This is a genomic window from Streptomyces sp. NPDC014006, from assembly GCF_043088925.1.
Lineage (GTDB): Bacteria > Actinomycetota > Actinomycetes > Streptomycetales > Streptomycetaceae > Streptomyces.
This window is the reverse complement of sequence record NZ_JBICAJ010000015.1, coordinates 119974-137119: the sequence shown is the minus strand read 5'-3', so window position 1 is coordinate 137119 and position 17146 is coordinate 119974. Positions and strand designations below refer to the sequence as shown.

Below are 17146 nucleotides of genomic sequence, written 5' to 3'. Positions count from 1 at the left end.
GCCTTGGGACGTCAGCCGGTTCCGAGGGCGCGGTCGCGGGCTGCCCGGAAGGCGGCGTAGGGGTCGCGGTCGGGGTAGGACCAGGGCGCCGGGGTGGGGTGCTCGCCGATGCGGTGGAAGAGGGCGGCGGCCTCGGCGCCGCGGCCCTCGCAGACCTTGGCGTGGGCGAGGTGGTTGAGGTCGACCAGGCGCCGGGGGTGGCCCTCGTGCTCCCACTCCAGCCACCAGTCGAAGGCGGCCTTCATCACCTGCCGGGCGCGGCGGTCGGTCCAGTGGCCCGAACCCTGCGGGTCTGCGGAGAGGCGGCCGGCGGTGGCGAGCACGCGGTAGCGCTCGGCGTGCGCGATGACCGGGAGCATCGCGAGCGGGGAGTCGGCGGGTGCCTGTTCGGCGGCCCAGGCGGCGAAGTCGTAGACCTCGTGCAGGGGGTCGGGGCCGACGTCGGCGCGGCGCTCGGCCAGCCGGGCGACCATCAGATGGTGGGCGTGGTGGTGGTCGGAGTGGCGGGCGCGCACGTGCTCGAACGTGCGGACGACCGCGGTGTCGTCCCCGTGGGTGCGTTCCAGCAGGAGCAGGGCCAGCCAGGGGGTGGGGTCGGCCGGGGCGAGCGCGGCGGCGGCGTGGCAGGCCTCGCGGGCGGCGGCGGGCTTGTCCTTGCCGCGCAGGGCGCGCTGGACGCGGGCGGCGGCGAGCAGCACGGCGGCGTCGACGGAGTCGGGTTCGGCGAGGAGCCAGTCCTTGGCCCAGGCGGTGCTGTAGGACTCGGCGGCCAGGACGACGACGCGGTGGCCGCGGCGGTCGTGGTCGTCACCGGTACGGGCCAGCAGCGAGCGCGCGGACTGCCACCGGCCCTGCGCCAGCGCGGCGCGGGCGGCGGTGAGTTCGGCGTCGTCGAGGGCGGCGTCGAAGGCGTGGGCGGCGCGTCTGCGGGCGCGGCCCAGGGGAGGCGGGGGTGGGGGCACCGCGGGGCTACCTCGTGTTCCGTGTTTCTGGTGCGTGATGGCGGTCCGCTGCCGGAGGGCTGGTCGGGCTCCTCCGCGGACGGCATGCACCTGCCACCGTGCGATCACGCACAGCCAACCGTCAGCGGGTGACGCACGTCAAGGGCCGACGGGCCGATGACACGCTTCAACTGACGCGTGCTTGGCGGGATTTGAGCGCTCAGCGGGCACATGGGCACGGTCGCCGCGGTCGCGGGCACCGGGGGTGGTGTGGCGTGGGCCATGGCGGCGCCGGGTGGCGCGGCCGAGCATGGCGCAGGGGCCGGACCGGGACCGGCCGGGCGGGGTGTCCGCAAGGGACCGTTCCGCGCACTCCGAGGGCGCCCTGGAGGCCAGGGCATTAGAGTCGGGCCTCACGACCCGTGACCCGACCGGACGATCGAGGGACGCAGTGTGTCGGTTCTGGTTCTTGTTCTCGCCGTGAGTGCCGCGTGCTGTGTGGGTTTCGGTTTCGTCCTGCAGCAGAGCGCCGCGCAGCGGGCCCCGCTCGGTGACTTCCTCTCTCCCCGGCTGCTGCTGGATCTGCTGCGGGTGCCCAGCTGGCTGGGCGGTCTCGCTCTGATGGTGGCCGGAATGGTCCTCGGCGCGATCGCGCTCGGCCGGGGCGAGGTGTCGCTGGTCGAGCCGCTGCTGGCGACCAATCTGCTCTTCGCGCTCGCCCTCTCCCGGCACCGCACCCGGCAGTCGCTGGGCCGGCAGGGGTGGGCGGGACTGACTCTGCTGGCGGGCGGGGTGAGCGCGTTCATCCTGGCGGGTGAGCCGCGCGGCGGCAGCGCGGTGACCGATCCCGTGCGTCACTGGGTGATCATCGGCGCGATGACCGGCTCGGCCCTGTTGCTGACCACCTGTGCCAAGCGGTCACGGCTCAACTGGGGTCCGGTTCTGCTCGCCCTCGCGGCCGGTCTGCTCTACGGCGTCCAGGACGCCCTGACGCGCGTCAGCGGGCAGCGCTTCTCCGACGGGGGCCTCGCCGAACTGCTCACCGGCTGGCAGCCGTACGGGGTGCTGGTGCTCGGGATCACCGGACTGGTCCTGGTGCAGAGCGCGTTCGAGACGGCTCCGCTGCGCAAGTCGCTGCCCGCGCTCACCGCCGCCCAGCCACTCGCCGGGATCGCCTGCGGCGTCGGCTTCCTCGGCGACCGGCTGCACACCGACACCGGGGCGCTGGCCTGGGAGGCGGCGGGCCTGGCGGCGATCGTCGCGGGCATCGTGCTGCTGGGCCGGCACCCGTGCCTGCCCCACGGCACGGCGGGCGGCGAACGGGTGGACGCACTCCAGCGCCGGTGACAGTCCCTGCGGACGGTTCGGCGGACAGTGGGGCGCTTGACGGACCGCCGGGGCGCTCGCGGGGACCGTGGGGGCGCTTCGGACCGCGCGGGCGCCCGACGGACCGCGCCGGGATCGAAAGCCTCCGCCCGCTGAGGGCTCTGCCGGGGGAAGACGAGAACCTGCCGTCGGCCCAAGAACCCCGCGGGAAGACGAGGACGTTGCCGCCTGCCCGAGCCCCCGCCGGGAGACGAGAACCTGCCGCCCTCTCAAGACCCCGCCGGGCTGCGCGCCGGGGTCGCCGGGGGGGGACGGGTGCCGGGTACTGCTGGGGTGTCGGCGGCCCTGCTTGGATGGCCTCATGAACCCTGCTGACGAGATCCTCGACATCGTCGACGAGAACGACCAGGTCGTCGGTCGGTCGCCGCGCGGCGAGGCGTACGCGCGCGGGCTGCGCCACCGGTGTGTCTTCATCCAGGCCCGGGACGCGGACGGCCGCGTCTTCGTCCACCGCCGGACCCCGACCAAGCTGGTCTTCCCCTCCCGGTACGACATGTTCGTCGGCGGAGTTGTCGGCGCGGGCGAGTCCTACGACGACGCCGCCCTGCGTGAGGCGGAGGAGGAGCTGGGCGTGACGGGGCTGCCCCGCCCGACGTACCTGTTCAAGTTCCTGTACGACGACGGGGCGGGGCAGAGCTGGTGGTCGGCGGTGTACGAGGTCCGCTGCGAGCTGCCGGTGCGGCCGCAGGCGGAGGAGGTCGCCTGGCACACCTTCCTCACGGAGGACGAACTGCGCGGGCGGCTCGCCGAGTGGGAGTGGGTACCGGACGGCATGGCGGCCTACGAGCGGCTGGCGGACCATCGCCCGGCGGGCTGAGCGGGTGGCACGGGCCGTGGGGATAGGGTCCTGACCGTGATCGAACTCGTGCGGAACGTCCGGTTGTGGTTCGCACCGGAGCGGGTGCGGGAGGAGGGCGGGACGCCCGACTACCGGTTCTCGCTGGCCAACGAGCGCACCTTCCTGGCCTGGCTGCGCACCGCGCTCGCGCTGATCGGCGGCGGGTTCGCGGTGGACCAGTTCCTGCCCGACCTGCGCTGGGGCTGGCGCGTGGGGCTCGCGCTCGCGCTGCTCGCGGCGGGCGTGCTGTGCGCGCTGCGGGCCGTCAACCACTGGGTGCGCTGCGAGCGGGCGATGCGGCGCGGGGAGGACCTGCCCGTGTCCCGGTTCCCCGTCGTGCTGAGCCTCGTCATCGCCGTGGTCGCGGTGGCGATGGTCGTCGTCGTGCTCATCGGGTGGGAGGGGTGAGCGGTGCTCGCCGTGCGGGCCAGGTGAGCGACGAGCGGGACCCGGGGCTGCAGCCCGAGCGGACCCGGCTCGCCTGGCGCCGTACGACGCTGGCGTGGACGGTCGCGGCCGTGCTCGCCGTGAAGGCCGCGGCGCACGGCGGCACTTCGGCGGCCGGTGTCGTCGCGGGGGCCCTGTGCTGCGTGCTGTGGGTGGCCTTCCTGCTCGTCGCCCATCACCGCATCCGCCTGCTGGCGGCGACGGGCCGCCCCCGGCCGATGCCGGCGCGGCTGGCCACGGCGGCGGTGCTGTGCACGGTGGCGATGGCGGTGTGCGCGACGGCACTGGTGCTGTGAGCGGGCGTCTGCACTGGTGCTGTGGGCGGGCGACGCCCTTCTTCGGCCCCGCGCGGGTGCCAGCCCTCTTCCGCTCTGCGCGGGCGTCAGCCCTCCGCGGCCACCGTCACCACGACCTTGCCGCGGGTGCGGCCCTCCTGGCTGTGCCGGTGGGCGTCCGCCGCGCGCTCCAGCGGGTAGGCCGCGTCGACGTGCACGGAGAGCGCACCCTGGTCGGCCAGCTCCGACAGTTTGCGCAAGTCCTCGGCGTCGGGCCGCACCCACGTGTAGCGGCCGCCGTAGGTCAGCACATCCGGGTCGGCGATCGAGGCGAGCCGGCCGCCGGCGCTCAGCAGGGCCACGGAGGCCTGGAGGGCGTCGCCGCCGACGGTGTCGAAGGCCGCGTCCACGCCCTCGGGGGCCAGCCCCCGCACCCGGTCGGCCAGTCCCTCGCCGTAGCTCACCGGTTCGCCGCCCAGCTTGCGCACGTAGTCGTGGTTGCGCTCGCTCGCCGTGCCGATCACGCGGGCGCCGAAGTGCCGGGCGAGCTGGACGGCGATCGAGCCGACGCCGCCGGCCGCGGCGTGCACCAGCACCGTCTCACCGCGCTTGACCCCGAGCGCCTTGACCAGCACCTGGTAGGCGGTCAGCCCGGCCAGCGGCAGCCCGGCGGCCTCCTCGAAGGAGAGGCTGCGCGGCTTGCGCGCGAGGGTGCGCACGGGCGCGGCCACGTACTCGGCGAACGTGCCGCGGCAGAGGAAGTCCTCGCGGACGTACCCGATGACCTCGTCGCCCTCCGCGTACTCGGTGACGGACACGCCGGGCCTGACGACCACGCCGGAGACGTCCCAGCCGGGCACCACCGGGAAGACGGTCTCGAACATGCCGTCCAGATAGCCCTCGCGGCACTTCCAGTCCACCGGGTTCACGGCCGCCGCCCGCACTCTCACCAGCACGGAGTCGGGGCCGACCTTGGGCTCGGGCACCTCCCCGTACTCCAGCACCTCGGGTCCGCCGTACCGGCTGTAGCTGATCGCCTTCATGGCACCGACCCTCCGGGGTCCCCGGGCGGCGCGCAAGCCCGGATGGACCACGCGGGCGTGGGTCCTCGGCGGGGAGCGTTGGCTATCGTGGCACCGATCACGTTGCGCTGGGACACTGGACGACATACCGACCGGTCGGCATGATGGAGGGAAGTCCCGTTCACCGGCCTGTAGGAGCGACGATGCGACCCGACCACCCGCCCGGCCTCGATCTCGACCGGTTGCGCGGTCTGCTGGAGCGCGAGCGGCCCGGCCTGGTGACCGGTCCCCTGACCGGCCGGCTGGTCGAGGGCGGACGGTCGAACCTCACGTATCTGGTCGGCGACGGCGAGCGGCAGTGGGTCGTGCGCCGGCCCCCGCTCGGCCACGTCCTGGCCACCGCGCACGACATGAAACGCGAGCACCGGGTGATCAGCGCCCTGCACCCGACGAAGGTGCCGGTGCCGGAGCCGCTGCTGCTGTGCGAGGACGAGGAGGTGCTCGGCTCGCCCTTCTACGTCATGGAGTTCGTGGAGGGCACCCCGTACCGCACCGCCGAACAGCTCGCGCTGCTCGGCCCGGAGCGCACCCGGCAGGCGGTGCTGTCGCTCGTCGACACCCTCGTCGACCTGCACGCCGTGGACCCCGACGAGGTCGGCCTCGGCGACTTCGGCCGCCCGGAAGGGTTCCTGGACCGGCAGTTGCGCCGCTGGGGCAAGCAGCTGGACGCCTCCCGCAACCGTGAGCTGCCCGGCATCGACGAGCTGCACGCCGCGCTCGGCCGGGAGCTGCCCCGCTCCCCCGCGCCGACGGTCGTGCACGGCGACTACCGGCTGGACAACGTCCTGATCGGCGCCGACGACACGATCAAGGCGGTCCTGGACTGGGAGATGTCCACGCTCGGCGACCCGCTCACCGACGTCGGCCTGCTGGTGATGTACAGCCAACCGCTGGGGATGCCGGACTCGCCCGTCTCCACCACCGCGCAGGCCCCGGGTCACCCGGCCCCGCGGGAGCTGATCGAACGGTACGCCGCCCGCTCGGGGCGCGACGTGTCGGCGGTGGACTGGTACACCGCGTTCGCGTGGTTCAAGCTCGCCGTGATCCTCGAGGGCATCCACTACCGCTACACCCTGGGCCAGACCGTCGGCCGCGGCTTCGACCGCATCGGCGAGCTGGTCCCGGTCTTCATCGAGCACGGACTGACGACTCTGCGGAAGGGCGAGTAGGCCATGGACTTCGCGTTCGACGCGCGTACCGAGGAACTGCGCGCCAAACTGCTCGCCTTCATGGACGAGCACGTCTACCCGGCCGAGGCGGTGGCCGAGGAGCAGCGGGCCGCGCTCGCCTCGCCGTGGGACACGCCGCAGGTCGTCGAGGACCTCAAGGCCGAGGCCCGCCGCCAGGGCCTGTGGAACCTCTTCCTGCCGGACACCGAGTACGGCGCCGGCCTGACCAACCTCCAGTACGCGCCGCTCGCCGAGATCACCGGCCGCTCCCCGCAGCTCGCGCCCACCGCGACCAACTGCGCCGCGCCGGACACCGGCAACATGGAGGTGCTCGCGCAGTTCGGCGACGAGCAGCAGAAGAAGCAGTGGCTGGAGCCGCTCCTCTCCGGGGAGATCCGCTCGGCGTTCGCGATGACCGAGCCGGACGTGGCCTCCTCCGACGCCACCAACATCACCACGCACATCCAGCGGGACGGCGACGAGTACGTCATCACGGGCCGCAAGTGGTACATCTCCGGCGCGATGAACCCGGACTGCAAGATCTTCATCGTGATGGGCAAGACCGATCCGGACGGCGCGGACATCCGCCGCCAGCAGTCCATGGTCCTGGTCCCGCGCGACACCCCCGGTGTCACCGTCAAGCGCGCGATGCAGGTCTTCGGGTACGAGGACCACTCGCACGGCGGCCACGCCGAGGTGATCTTCGACCACGCGCGCGTGCCGGTGACGAACCTGATCGGTGAGGAGGGCGGTGGCTTCGCGATCGCCCAGGCCCGGCTCGGCCCCGGCCGTATCCATCACTGCATGCGGCTGATCGGCATGGCCGAGCGGGCCATCGAGCTGATGTGCAGGCGGGCCGTCGGCCGCACCGCCTTCGGCAAGCCGCTGGCGCAGCAGGGCGTGATCCAGAACTGGATCGCCGATGCCCGGGTGACCGTGGAGCAGCTGCGGCTGCTGGTGCTGAAGACCGCCTGGCTGATGGACACCGTCGGCAACCGGGGCGCGCACGCGGAGATCCAGGCCATCAAGATCGCCACGCCGCGTGCGGTCGTCGGCATCCTGGACCGGGCGATCCAGCTGCACGGCGCGGGCGGGGTGAGCCAGGACTTCCCGCTGGCCGAGCTGTACGCCGGCGCCCGCACCCTGATGCTCGCCGACGGCCCGGACGAGGTGCACCAGCGCTCGCTGGCCCGGCGCGAGCTGAAGAAGTACGTCTAGTAACCGCCGGAGTAATGGTGGTCCTCGCGGGCCAGCGCGCGGAGGAACGTGAGGAGCCGGTGGACGAGAGGTCTGCGTGTCATGCGTCCAGCGTGGCGCGCGGAACTCCCACCGGTCCAACAGATGGTTTCGCTGGCGCCCATCTCTAGAATAGATGGATGGAGATCCGCCAGCTCCGCCACTTCATGGCGGTGGTGACCGAAGGCAGTTTCACGGCCGCCGCCCGGTCCGAACTCATCGTGCAGTCGGCGCTCAGCACCTCGGTCAGAAACCTCGAACGGGAGCTGGGCGCCGACCTGTTCGAGCGGACGGGCCGCCGCGTGGTGCTCACGGAGGCCGGGCGCGCCCTGCTCCCGCAGGCGCGTGCGCTGCTCGCCGGGGCCGAGGCCGCGCGGGACGCGGTCGCCGCGGTGTCGGGCCTCGCCGCCGGCCGGGTGTCCGTCGGCACCGTCCAAACGCTGACCTGCGTCGACCTGCCCGCCGAACTGGCCGCCTTTCACCAGGAGTTCCCCGGCGTGCAGGTGTCCGTCCGCGACGCTCCGGTCGGTGAACTGACCGACGCGCTGCGGGCCGGGGAACTGGACCTGGCGTTCCTGGCACCGGACGCGCGGGAGCTGCCCGAGGGGCTCGACGCGTACGCCGCCTGGCAGGAGGAGCTGGTGCTGATCACCGCGCCGGGGCATCCGCTCGCCCGGGCCGGCCGCACGCTCATCAAGGACCTCGCCGACGAGCCGTTCGTCGACTTCCGCGCCGGGACGGGCCTGGAGACGGCCGTACGGCGCCTGGCCGCCCACTGCGGCCTCGACCGTCGCATCACCTGTGACGTCACCCAGATGGGGCTGCTCGTGGATCTGGTGCGGGCCGGGATCGGGGTCGCCTTCGTGCCCCGGGCCATCGGGGAGCGGGCCGGGCTGCCGTGTGTGCGGATACGGCAGCCCGAGCCCGGCCGTACGGTCGTGCTGGCGGGGCGGGGGCAGCAGCCGCGCAATCCGGCGGCCGCGGCCCTCGTCCGTCACCTCACGAGAGAAGCGCCCGAGCCGGGGCGTCTCAGGGGCGCAGCGCCCGCAGCAGCAGGTCGGCCAGGTGGTCGGCGACCTCCTGCGGGGTGAGCGGGCCGTCGGGGCGGTACCACGTCGACAGGTGGTGGACCGAGCCGAAGTGGTAGTCCACGACGAGGTCGGCCGGGGTCGCCGTGGAGAAGACGCCCTCGCGCTGACCCTCCTCGATGAGCGCGCGGAAGCGTTCGTGGTAGCGGCGGCGTTCGGCGCGCACCTGCTTGTTCTTCTCCGGGCTGAGGTGGTGCATCGACCGGAAGAAGATCGACGCGTCGTCGAGGTTCTCGATGGTGGTCACCACGACGTCCGCCGCCGCGCCGCGCACACGCTCGTCCACCGGCGCGTCCAGCCCCGCGAAGTGGTCCAGACGCTCCTGCTGGACGCGCAGCACGCGCGCGTACACCTCCTGCAGCAGGTCGTCCTTGGAGCCGAAGTAGTGGTACAGCGCCCCCTTCGTGACGCCGGCCGCCTCGACGATCTCCTGCACCGAGGTGCGGTCGTAGCCCTGCTCGGCGAAGAGCCGGGTGGCGGCGGCCAGGAGCCGCTGCGGCACCGGGGTGCCGTCTTTGTCCGTCGTCCTGGGCACTGCCGCCACCTGCCTTTCCGTGTGTCTACTGGCTGTCTCGCGCGCGGGAACGCAGTTCCCGACGGAGGATCTTGCCACTTGCCGTCTTGGGCAAGTCGGGCAGGATATCGACCTGCCGAGGGTATTTGTAGGCAGCCAGTCTCTCCTTGCAGTACGCGGCGAGTTCACCCGGGTCGGTCTCGGCGCCCGGGCGCAGGCTGATGTAGGCCCGTACGGTCTCACCGCGGTAGCCGTCGGGCACACCGACCACGGCGGCCTCGCGGACCGCTGGATGGGTGTACAGCACGTCCTCGACCTCGCGCGGCCACACCTTGAACCCGGACGCGTTGATCATGTCCTTCTTGCGGTCGACGACGTACAGCCAGCCCTGTTCGTCCATGAAGCCGATGTCGCCGGTGCGCAGCTCGCCGCCGGGGAAGGTCTCGGCGGTGGCGTCGGGGCGGCGCCAGTAGCCGGGGACGACCTGCGGGCCGCGGACGGCGATCTCGCCCTGTTCGCCGAACGGCACGTCCGCGCCGCGCTCGTCGACGATCCGCACGACGGTGTCGGGGCCGGGCAGACCGACCGCGAGGGTGCCGGAGGCCGGGTCGACGGGCGCCTCGAGGCCGGGCGGCACGGAGGCGCAGGGAGCGGTGCACTCGGTGAGGCCGTAGCCGTTGCGGATGTACGGCCCGTAGCCCGCCCGGAACTTCTCCACCAGGGCCGGCGGCAGCGGGGCGCCGCCGGAGGAGATGACGGTGAAGGACGCGAAGTGCTCCCGGGTGCAGGAGGGGTGGGCGGCCAGCGCCATGAACGCGGTGGCCGGGCCGACGGTGTAGTGCGGGCGGTGCGCGGCGAACGCGTCGAGGACGACGCCCGCCTCGAAGCGGTAGGCCAGCACCAGAGTGCCCGCGCTGTTCAGGCAGGCGCCGAACTCGCAGACCATGCCGGTGATGTGAAACAGCGGCGCCAGCGCGAAGTAGACGGGCTGCTCGGGCAGAGCGAGCCCGCTGCTCTGCCGCTCGGCGTTGTACATGATGTTGCCGTGCGTGTTGGTGGCGCCCTTGGGGGTGCCGCTGGTGCCCGATGTGTAACTGATCAGGGCGATGCCGTCGGGCACGGGGTCGCGGCCGTCGGGCGCCCGGTGGCCGGCGCGGGCGACCGCGGTCAGGTCGTCGGCGTCCGGGGCCTGCGGCCGCCGCTCGAAGGAGAGCACGCGCGCGTCGTTCTGCGTCTGGAAGTCCAGCTCGCAGGCCGTCAGCGCGATCCGCACAGGCGAGTCGGCCGCCGTGTCGCGCAGATACGTCTCCCACGCGCGGTCGGCGCACACCAGGGCGCTCACCTCGGCGTCCCGCAGGATGTGGGACACCTCGCCCGACTTGTACATCGGGTTGACGGGGACGACGACCGCCCCGGCCTTCCAGGCGCCCAGCACGGCGAGCACGAAGTGCGGGGAGTTCTGCAGCAGGACCGCCACCCGCTCGCCCGGCTCCAGGCCGCGCGCGGCGAGGTGCCCGGCGACGGAGTCGCTGAGCGCGTCGGCCTCGCGGTAGGTGAGCCGGCCGTCGAAGTAGGCGAGGAAGGTGCGCTCCGGCGTCTCGGCGACGGCCCGGCGCAGGGCGTGCACGAGGGAGTCGGCGGGCTGGACCGGGGCCTTCTGGGCGTCGGTGAGGAGGGCCAGCCAGGGTTTGTCCGCGTACCGCGAGCCGGTCACAGGGACTCCTCCCACTTGCGCTGAAGGTGGTTCATGTTCGTCAGCCAGCGGTCGGGGTCGGTGGCCCGGGCCTGGTAGTACCCGGCGACCTCGGGGTGCGGCAGGATCAGGAAGCGGTCCTCCTCGATGCCCTTGAACAGTGCGTCGGCCACGTCGTCCGGTTCGATCGCGGTCGGCTTCAGGACCAGGTCGCCGGCGCTGCCGGTGGCGGACAGCATGTCGGTGCGCACGCCCTGCGGGCAGATGGCGTGCACCTTGATCCCCCGGTGGCGGTAGGTCAGCGACAGCCACTCGGCGAAGGCGTAGGCGCCGTGCTTGGTGACGCTGTAGGGGGCGGCGCCGATCATGGTGAGCAGTCCGGCGGCCGAAACGGTGGAGACGAAGCGGCCGCTGCCGCGCTCCAGCCAGCCCGGGAGGAGGGCGCGGGCCGCGCGGACGTGCGCCATGACGTTGACGTCCCAGGCGAGCTCCCAGACGCTCTCCTCGGCCGCCTCCGAGCCGCCGGAGCCGACGCCGGCGTTGGCGCAGTAGACGTCGACCGTGCCGAGGGCGTCCAGGGCCGCCTCGACGATCGCGGAGGCGTCGCCCGGCAGGGCGGTGCCGCCGATCTCGTCGGCGACGGCCTGCGCCTTCCCGGCGTCCAGGTCGTTCACGACGACGCGGGCCCCCTCGGCGGCGAAGCGGCGGGCCAGCGCGGCCCCGATCCCGCCTCCGGCCCCCGTGACGACCACTCCAGCACCCTGAACGGCTTCCACCATCGGTCTCCTTCGACGCGACGCGATACGGCTCCCGCCTTGCGAACGGCCACACTAACCAGTCGGTATGTTGCGGCGGAAGACCTGTTCGCGTCGGCTTCGTTCCTCGCGGGCCGTCGGAGCGCTAGCGTGCGTGGGCATGACACGCCGGGTCACGGAGGTCGTCGTATGAAGCTGTCCAGACGAAGCGTGCTCGCGAGCGCCGCCGCGGTGGCGGCGTCGGCGGCCCCGGCGCAGGCGGCTCCGCCGGGCGCAGGCCGCCGGCTGCGCACGGGCTTCGAGCGCCTCGCCGACGACGGCTACGCACTGCTGGCCGGCCGGCGGGTCGGGATCGTCACGAACCCGACCGGCGTCACCCGCGACGCCCGCCACATCGTCGACGTCCTGCACGCCGATCCTCGCGTCGACCTGCGGGCGGTCTTCGGCCCCGAGCACGGCTTCCGCGGCACCGCGCAGGCCGGCGGCTCCGAGGGCCGCTACGACGACCCGGCGACCGGTCTGCCGGTGTACGACACCTACCTCAAGAGCGGCGGGCCGCTCGCCGACGTGTTCACCGCCTCCGGCGTGGACACGGTCGTCTTCGACATCCAGGACGCGGGCGCCCGCTTCTACACGTACATCTGGACGCTCTACGACTGCATGGAGGCCGCCGCCGCGGCGGGCAAGCGGTTCGTGGTGCTGGACCGGCCCAACCCGGTCACCGGACGCGCCGCCCTCGGCCCGGTGCTGCACAAGGAGTTCGCGACCTTCGTCGGCCGGCAGCCGATCGCGCAGGCGCACGGCATGACGGTCGCGGAGCTGGCCCGGCTGTTCAACGGGGAGTTCCTGAGCACGCCGGTGCCGCTGGAGACGGTGACGATGACCGGCTGGAAGCGGACGGAGTTCTACGACGCCTCGGGCCTGCCGTGGGTGCCGCCGAGCCCGAACATGCCGACGCCGGACACCGCGCTCGTCTACTCCGGCACCTGCCTGTTCGAGGGCACCAACCTGTCCGAGGGGCGCGGCACGACCCGTCCCTTCGAACTGCTGGGCGCGGAAGGCGTCGACGGGCGCTGGGCGGCGGCCGCGAACGCGCTCGGCCTGCCCGGAGTGCGCTTCCGGGAGGCGTACTTCGCGCCGACCTTCTCCAAGTTCCAGGGCAAGACGATCGGTGGCGTGCAGATCCATGTGAACGACCGGGCGGCCTACGACCCGGTGCGCACCGGAATCGCCCTGCTGGTGACCGCCAAGCAGGTCTGGAGCGGCTTCGCCTGGCGCTCCGACAACTGGATCGACAAGCTGACCGGTTCCACCGCGGTGCGCACGGCGATCGACGCGGGCGCGGACACGGACGAGGTCGTCAGGGGCTGGCAGGGCGAGCTGGCGGCCTTCCGGCGGGTGCGGGAGCGGTATCTGCTGTACCGGTGACCAAGCCGTACCCGTGACGAAGGGCGCGCCGAAACACCCGTACCCGGGGAAGACCCGTCGTACCGGTGCTGCCGCGACGTATGGCCAATCTCCCCCGCTCGCAGGACGATGCGCCACAACGCGCAGCACGTCGGGGGACGAAGGAGTCCGTCATGGCAGAGCCGGCGATGAGTGTGACGCCGTACTGGGAGCTGACCTTCGACGCGGACGGCGACGTCGACCGCGCGGAGCGGGACCGGCTGCTGGCCGAGGTGGCCGGGCGCCACGTGCGCGACCTGGTGGTGTTCGCCCACGGCTGGAACGAGGACCGCTCGGCCGCAACCCGGATCTACAGCCGCTTCTTCGCACCCTTCCCCGAGCTGACGCCGGGCGCGCGGATCGGGTACGTGGGGGTGATCTGGCCGTCGATGCGGTTCTCCGACGAGCCGATCCCCGACTTCCCGCGGGCACTCGCCGCCGAGCCGACGCGCGGCCCGGCGCTCGACAAGGACACCCGGCACGCGCTGCTGGAGAGCTTCCCCGGGCGGGCGCCGGTCGTCGAGCAGATCGGGCGGCTGCTGGAGCAGCAGCCGGGCGAGGAGGCCGAACTGGCCGAGTTCGGGCGGCTGGTGCGGCTGCTGGTGGAGGTCGTGGCGCCCGGCCCGCAGGCGCTGTTCGCCGCCGACACGGTGGCGGAGGGCGTGCCGCAGGACGAGCCGGCGATGTTCACGCGGCCGACTGCGGAGGTGTGCGGCGAATTCACGGGGGCGCTGGCGGGCACGGAGGGTTTTGGACTGCCCAACCCCTGGGACGGGGCCCATGAGCTGCTGCGGCAGGCGGCGTACTACGCGATGAAGCGGCGCGCGGGGACCGTCGGCGAGCGCGGGCTCGGGCGGGTCGTCGGCGAGCTGGCCGCCGCCGTGCCCGGGGTGCGGGTGCATCTGGTGGGTCACAGCTTCGGCGCTCGGCTGGTGTCGTTCGCACTGCGCGGACTGCCCGACGGGGTGCGCGCGGTGGCCTCGGTGACGCTGCTGCAGGGCGCCTTCTCGCACTACGCGTTCGCCTCCCGGCTGCCGTACGACCCGCGCGCGGGAGGGGTGCTCCAGGGCCAGCAGCACCGGGTGGACGGCCCGGTGGTGTGCTGTCACTCGCGGCACGACACGGCGCTCGGCACGTTCTACCCGCTGGCGTCGAGGATGGCGGGTGACGCGCAGGGGGCGGTGGAGGAGTTCGGCGTCGGGCAGCTGCTCGGCGTGAAGTGGGGCGCGATGGGCTACGACGGGGTGCAGGCGGTGCCCGGCACGCGCGCGATGACGCTCGCCGAAGCGCTGCGCGGGCCGCTTCCCGCGTCGGGCTGTGTGAACGTGGACGCGGCGGCTGTGGTCTGCCACGGCGGCCCGCCGGCCGGGGCGCACGGCGACATCCTGCACCCCGAGCTGGCGCGGGTCGTGGCGGCGGCGGGCCGGATCGCCCGGCCCGCCGCCTGAACGTCACCGGTGTGAGGTGAACTCCACCACCTGCTGGTAGGTCGGCCGGTTCTGCCAGCTGATCCTCCCGTGCTTGATGCCGCCCAGCGTGCGCTGGACGATCGCGTCCGCGCACCACTGGTCGCCCGCGGAGCACTGGTCGTCGCCCGGGTAGACCTGGGCGGCGGACTTGCCGGCGGCCTCCTTCAGCGTGCTGACGAGCAGGTCGCGGCAGGCTGCGAGGTTGCCGCCGCCGCAGAACTTGTGCGCCAGCGGGCCCCGCACCGGCTCCCCGAGCACCGCGCGGACGTCCTTGTCGACATAGCTCCACCAGCCGTACTGGAAGGAGCTTCCGGCGTGCGCCCCGGTGGGGCCGTGGCCGGCCGACGGGGCCTCGTCGATCGGCAGGTTGCGGCTGATGGCGGTGTACAGGCCGGTGCCGAGGCCCGGCTCGAACTCGGCCTTCACCAGCAGCGGCCACCACGCGTCCAGGACGCGGATCGCGTCGGCGTCGGCGTACGTCTTCGACCCGGCCGAGGTCTCGGTGCGCCGGGCGCCCGCGGCGAGCCAGCCCTGCAGCTTCTCGACGGCCGCCGCGGCCGTCGGGTCGGTCACCGGGGCGCTGTTGATGACCTTCAGCAGGTCCGCCGCGACGTCCTCCGCGCGCAGGTCGGTCAGGCCCGCCTCGGCCATCGCCCGCGTCAGGGACGCGCGGGTGACGCCGCCGGCCGCGACCAGCTTCTTCACCCGGTCGTCGAGGAGGTTGCCGCGGTGCACGGACCCCTCGCCCCAGGGTGCGGCCGCGTAGTCCTCGGCCTGCTTGTTGTTCCAGGAGATGTAGTAGTCCTGGTCGACGGAGTTGGGGTGCGCGGACGGCGGGGTGTAGGAGGCGGTGTTGTACGCCGGGTCCCAGTCGCGCCACTCGTACGCGGCCCGCGCCCACACCGGGAAGTCGGCGTCGACGCCGCCCGCACGGACCGGGTTGTCGCCGCTGTTGTAGTACGCGGTGTGCGCGGCGTCGGCGTAGAACCAGTTGAAGGTGTAGTTGATGTGCTGCACCGCGCTCTGGAAGTCCTTCGGCCCCTTGACGTAGTCCGGGTCGTTGAGCATCTGGAAGCCGATGATGGAGTCGGCCTCGTGCAGGTAGGACGAGCGCAGAGTGGTGTAGGCGACCTTCTTGCCGCCCACGGTGGCCCGGTACTGCACGGGGCCGTACTTGGTGCGCCACACCCGCATCGCGTAGGAGCCGGCCGCGGTGCCGTCGGCGACGGTCGGCTTCCACGCGTTCTTCCGCTCGACCTGGTCCATCGGCGTGCAGGTGCCGCGGTAGAGGTAGTGGTGGTCGTCCTGGCACAGCTCGACGGCGTAGGTGTCGATGATGTCCTGGCCGGACGTGGTGGCGCTCCAGGCGTAGTCCTGGCCGCGGCCGAGTTCGACGTACATGCTCAGCCCGGCGAAGGAGGCGCCGCGGGCGCTCAGGCCCGGGCCCTGGATCTCCTGGAGCATCAGCAGCTGGGGCGCGAAGTAGCCGGTCTGCGGGCCGAACACGGCCACGGGGTGACCACTCGCGGTGTGCGCGCCGCTGACGACGAGGGCGTTGGACATACCGCGCCGGGCCGAGGACACCGCGCTGCTCGCGGCCGTCCTGGACGTCGTGCGCGCGCCGGCCGTGGCCGCGCTGCCGGTGCGGTCGAAGACGAGCGGTTCCTCGGTGACCGAACCGGCGTCCGGCAGGGCCTCGCCCTGCGGGTCCTCGGGCCGGGTGGCGTAGGGGAAGCGCTCGCCGTCGTGCAGGGTGAGGACGGCCTCGGGGTCGTTGCGCTCGCGGAAGGACTCCCAGACCCGGGTGCCCTCCGTCACGCCGTACTTCTGCTGGGCGGCGAGCAGGGAGAGGGCGTTGTTCACCTCACCGCCGCCGCCGGAACCGAACAGCGAGCCGATCACGGAGGCCAGCGCGACCATGTCGGTGACCTTGAAGTGCTCGATGGTGCCGGCGTTGGTGATGGAGTCCTTGTGGCCGGTCAGGACGTACTCGCCGGGGAAGTAGCGGCCGCTGTCGGAGGCGTCGATGTAGGCGTTGACGCCGTCGAGGTAGGCGCCCACGTCGGCCAGCGCCTGCTGCCCGCGGGCGCTGGCGGTGGCGACGGCCCGGTCGATCTGGGCCTGCAGTTCGGCCTCGGTGTAGGGAGCGTTGCGCCAGAACTGTTGTTCCAGGCCCTGGTTGGAGGGCGCGCCGCCCGCGAAGGAGGTCAGCTGACCGCGTCCGACGTGCCGGAAGACGTCCATCAGCCACAGCCGGTCCTGGGCCGCGGCGTAGCCGGCGCCGAACTCGGTGCCGTAGCGGGTGGTGCCGGTGATGTGCGGCACGCCCGTCTTCTTGTCGCGGACGATCGTGACGTCGCCGCGGCCCGCGGGTTTGAGCGCGGACGCGACCTGGTCGGCGGCCACGCCGAAGGAGGCGTCGTTGAAGAAGGTGTTGATCTTGTCGGTGGTCAGCGACGGGTAGCCGCCGGCCAGGTTCGCGTAGGGGCCGAGCTGGTCCTCGGCGTGGCCCGGCTGGGTGCCGAAGGCCTGGTTGAGCAGGATCTGGGCGAGGGTGGCGTTGCCGTTCTCACCGGGCGGCAGGATGTCCGAACACTGCCCCGTGCAGTGGTCGTTGGCGGCGGTAGCCTCGGTGGCTGCCGCCGCGGTTTGGGAAAAGGGTGACAAAAGCCCGGCAACAAGGACGCATACCGAGGCGGTCTTCAGGAACCCGGGGAATCTGCGGGGAGTTCTCAGTCTGTCCAGCGGGCTTCGTGCGGTGCGCCAAGACATGGGCGGCTCCTACCGACGTGGGGGCTGGCCGGATG

15 protein-coding genes are annotated in these 17146 nt (G+C 72.9%); 9 read left to right on the top strand and 6 right to left on the bottom strand.

What is annotated here, in order from left to right; translation table 11 throughout:
- Positions 1 to 11: 11 nt before the first annotated feature.
- Positions 12 to 962, bottom strand: coding sequence for a hypothetical protein (locus ACF1GV_RS36770; protein ID WP_391690066.1), 951 nt, complete (start codon positions 960 to 962; stop codon positions 12 to 14).
- Between the two features lie 432 nt (positions 963 to 1394).
- On the opposite strand from ACF1GV_RS36770, the gene ACF1GV_RS36765 reads away from it, so the two are divergent.
- The 4 genes from ACF1GV_RS36765 to ACF1GV_RS36750 all read left to right on the top strand — a co-directional run bounded on the left by ACF1GV_RS36765 (position 1395) and on the right by ACF1GV_RS36750 (position 3908).
- Complete coding sequence (locus tag ACF1GV_RS36765) at positions 1395 to 2288, top strand: DMT family transporter (protein WP_391690063.1); 894 nt, start codon at positions 1395 to 1397, stop codon at positions 2286 to 2288.
- 340 nt (positions 2289 to 2628) lie between these two features.
- Entirely contained in the window at positions 2629 to 3144 is a 516-nt protein-coding gene (locus ACF1GV_RS36760) for an NUDIX hydrolase (protein ID WP_391690060.1), read from the top strand.
- A 36-nt stretch (positions 3145 to 3180) separates the two neighbouring features.
- A complete protein-coding gene (locus ACF1GV_RS36755) occupies positions 3181 to 3573 on the top strand; it encodes a DUF202 domain-containing protein (protein ID WP_363266837.1) in 393 nt (130 codons plus the stop codon).
- Positions 3570 to 3908: a DUF202 domain-containing protein gene (locus ACF1GV_RS36750; protein WP_363266839.1), complete on the top strand. Its 339-nt coding sequence runs from the start codon at positions 3570 to 3572 to the stop codon at positions 3906 to 3908. Before ACF1GV_RS36755 ends, ACF1GV_RS36750 begins: the two co-directional genes overlap by 4 nt.
- An 86-nt stretch (positions 3909 to 3994) precedes the next feature.
- On the opposite strand, the gene ACF1GV_RS36745 is transcribed toward ACF1GV_RS36750, so the two are convergent.
- Positions 3995 to 4930 (bottom strand): NADP-dependent oxidoreductase, encoded by a 936-nt coding sequence (locus tag ACF1GV_RS36745; RefSeq protein ID WP_391690056.1) that lies wholly within the window; start codon positions 4928 to 4930, stop codon positions 3995 to 3997.
- A gap of 182 nt (positions 4931 to 5112) precedes the next feature.
- Between ACF1GV_RS36745 and ACF1GV_RS36740 the strand changes: the two genes are divergently transcribed.
- The 3 genes from ACF1GV_RS36740 (at position 5113) to ACF1GV_RS36730 (ending at position 8465) form a co-directional block, all read left to right on the top strand.
- On the top strand, positions 5113 to 6138 hold the full coding sequence (locus ACF1GV_RS36740) for a phosphotransferase family protein (protein ID WP_391690053.1): 1026 nt from the start codon (positions 5113 to 5115) through the stop codon (positions 6136 to 6138).
- A 3-nt stretch (positions 6139 to 6141) separates the two neighbouring features.
- A complete protein-coding gene (locus tag ACF1GV_RS36735; protein ID WP_391690051.1) occupies positions 6142 to 7356 on the top strand; it encodes an acyl-CoA dehydrogenase in 1215 nt (404 codons plus the stop codon).
- A 158-nt stretch (positions 7357 to 7514) separates the two neighbouring features.
- The gene (locus ACF1GV_RS36730; RefSeq protein WP_391690048.1) at positions 7515 to 8465 is read left to right on the top strand and encodes a LysR family transcriptional regulator; all 951 of its coding nucleotides are present in this window, start codon (positions 7515 to 7517) and stop codon (positions 8463 to 8465) included.
- Here ACF1GV_RS36730 and ACF1GV_RS36725 read toward each other — a convergent pair.
- The 3 genes from ACF1GV_RS36725 to ACF1GV_RS36715 are packed head-to-tail and all read right to left on the bottom strand — an operon-like array spanning position 8404 to position 11448.
- The gene (locus ACF1GV_RS36725) at positions 8404 to 8997 is read right to left on the bottom strand and encodes a TetR/AcrR family transcriptional regulator (RefSeq protein WP_363266845.1); all 594 of its coding nucleotides are present in this window, start codon (positions 8995 to 8997) and stop codon (positions 8404 to 8406) included. The genes ACF1GV_RS36730 and ACF1GV_RS36725 overlap by 62 nt on opposite strands.
- 25 nt (positions 8998 to 9022) lie before the next feature.
- Positions 9023 to 10690, bottom strand: coding sequence for a class I adenylate-forming enzyme family protein (locus ACF1GV_RS36720; RefSeq protein WP_391690045.1), 1668 nt, complete (start codon positions 10688 to 10690; stop codon positions 9023 to 9025).
- Positions 10687 to 11448: an SDR family oxidoreductase gene (locus ACF1GV_RS36715; RefSeq protein ID WP_391690042.1), complete on the bottom strand. Its 762-nt coding sequence runs from the start codon at positions 11446 to 11448 to the stop codon at positions 10687 to 10689. The genes ACF1GV_RS36720 and ACF1GV_RS36715 overlap by 4 nt, the downstream gene beginning before the upstream one ends.
- 165 nt (positions 11449 to 11613) lie before the next feature.
- On the opposite strand from ACF1GV_RS36715, the gene ACF1GV_RS36710 reads away from it, so the two are divergent.
- Positions 11614 to 12852, top strand: coding sequence for an exo-beta-N-acetylmuramidase NamZ domain-containing protein (locus ACF1GV_RS36710; RefSeq protein WP_391690039.1), 1239 nt, complete (start codon positions 11614 to 11616; stop codon positions 12850 to 12852).
- Positions 12853 to 13004: 152 nt separating this feature from the next.
- On the top strand, positions 13005 to 14318 hold the full coding sequence (locus tag ACF1GV_RS36705; protein ID WP_391690036.1) for a serine-threonine protein kinase: 1314 nt from the start codon (positions 13005 to 13007) through the stop codon (positions 14316 to 14318).
- A 3-nt stretch (positions 14319 to 14321) separates the two neighbouring features.
- On the opposite strand, the gene ACF1GV_RS36700 is transcribed toward ACF1GV_RS36705, so the two are convergent.
- Positions 14322 to 17111 (bottom strand): penicillin acylase family protein, encoded by a 2790-nt coding sequence (locus ACF1GV_RS36700; protein ID WP_391690033.1) that lies wholly within the window; start codon positions 17109 to 17111, stop codon positions 14322 to 14324.
- Between the last annotated feature and the right edge of the window lie 35 nt (positions 17112 to 17146).

Excerpts from the sequence above, each read along its gene's own strand:
- ACF1GV_RS36740 (WP_391690053.1), top strand. The coding sequence starts at position 5,113 with ATGCGACCCGACCACCCGCCCGGCCTCGATCTCGACCGGTTGCGCGGT.
- ACF1GV_RS36745 (WP_391690056.1), bottom strand. The coding sequence starts at position 4,930 with ATGAAGGCGATCAGCTACAGCCGGTACGGCGGACCCGAGGTGCTGGAG.
- ACF1GV_RS36700 (WP_391690033.1), bottom strand. The coding sequence starts at position 17,111 with ATGTCTTGGCGCACCGCACGAAGCCCGCTGGACAGACTGAGAACTCCC.
- ACF1GV_RS36735 (WP_391690051.1), top strand. The coding sequence starts at position 6,142 with ATGGACTTCGCGTTCGACGCGCGTACCGAGGAACTGCGCGCCAAACTG.
- ACF1GV_RS36710 (WP_391690039.1), top strand. The coding sequence starts at position 11,614 with ATGAAGCTGTCCAGACGAAGCGTGCTCGCGAGCGCCGCCGCGGTGGCG.
- ACF1GV_RS36715 (WP_391690042.1), bottom strand. The coding sequence starts at position 11,448 with ATGGTGGAAGCCGTTCAGGGTGCTGGAGTGGTCGTCACGGGGGCCGGA.
- ACF1GV_RS36730 (WP_391690048.1), top strand. The coding sequence starts at position 7,515 with ATGGAGATCCGCCAGCTCCGCCACTTCATGGCGGTGGTGACCGAAGGC.
- ACF1GV_RS36705 (WP_391690036.1), top strand. The coding sequence starts at position 13,005 with ATGGCAGAGCCGGCGATGAGTGTGACGCCGTACTGGGAGCTGACCTTC.
- ACF1GV_RS36760 (WP_391690060.1), top strand. The coding sequence starts at position 2,629 with ATGAACCCTGCTGACGAGATCCTCGACATCGTCGACGAGAACGACCAG.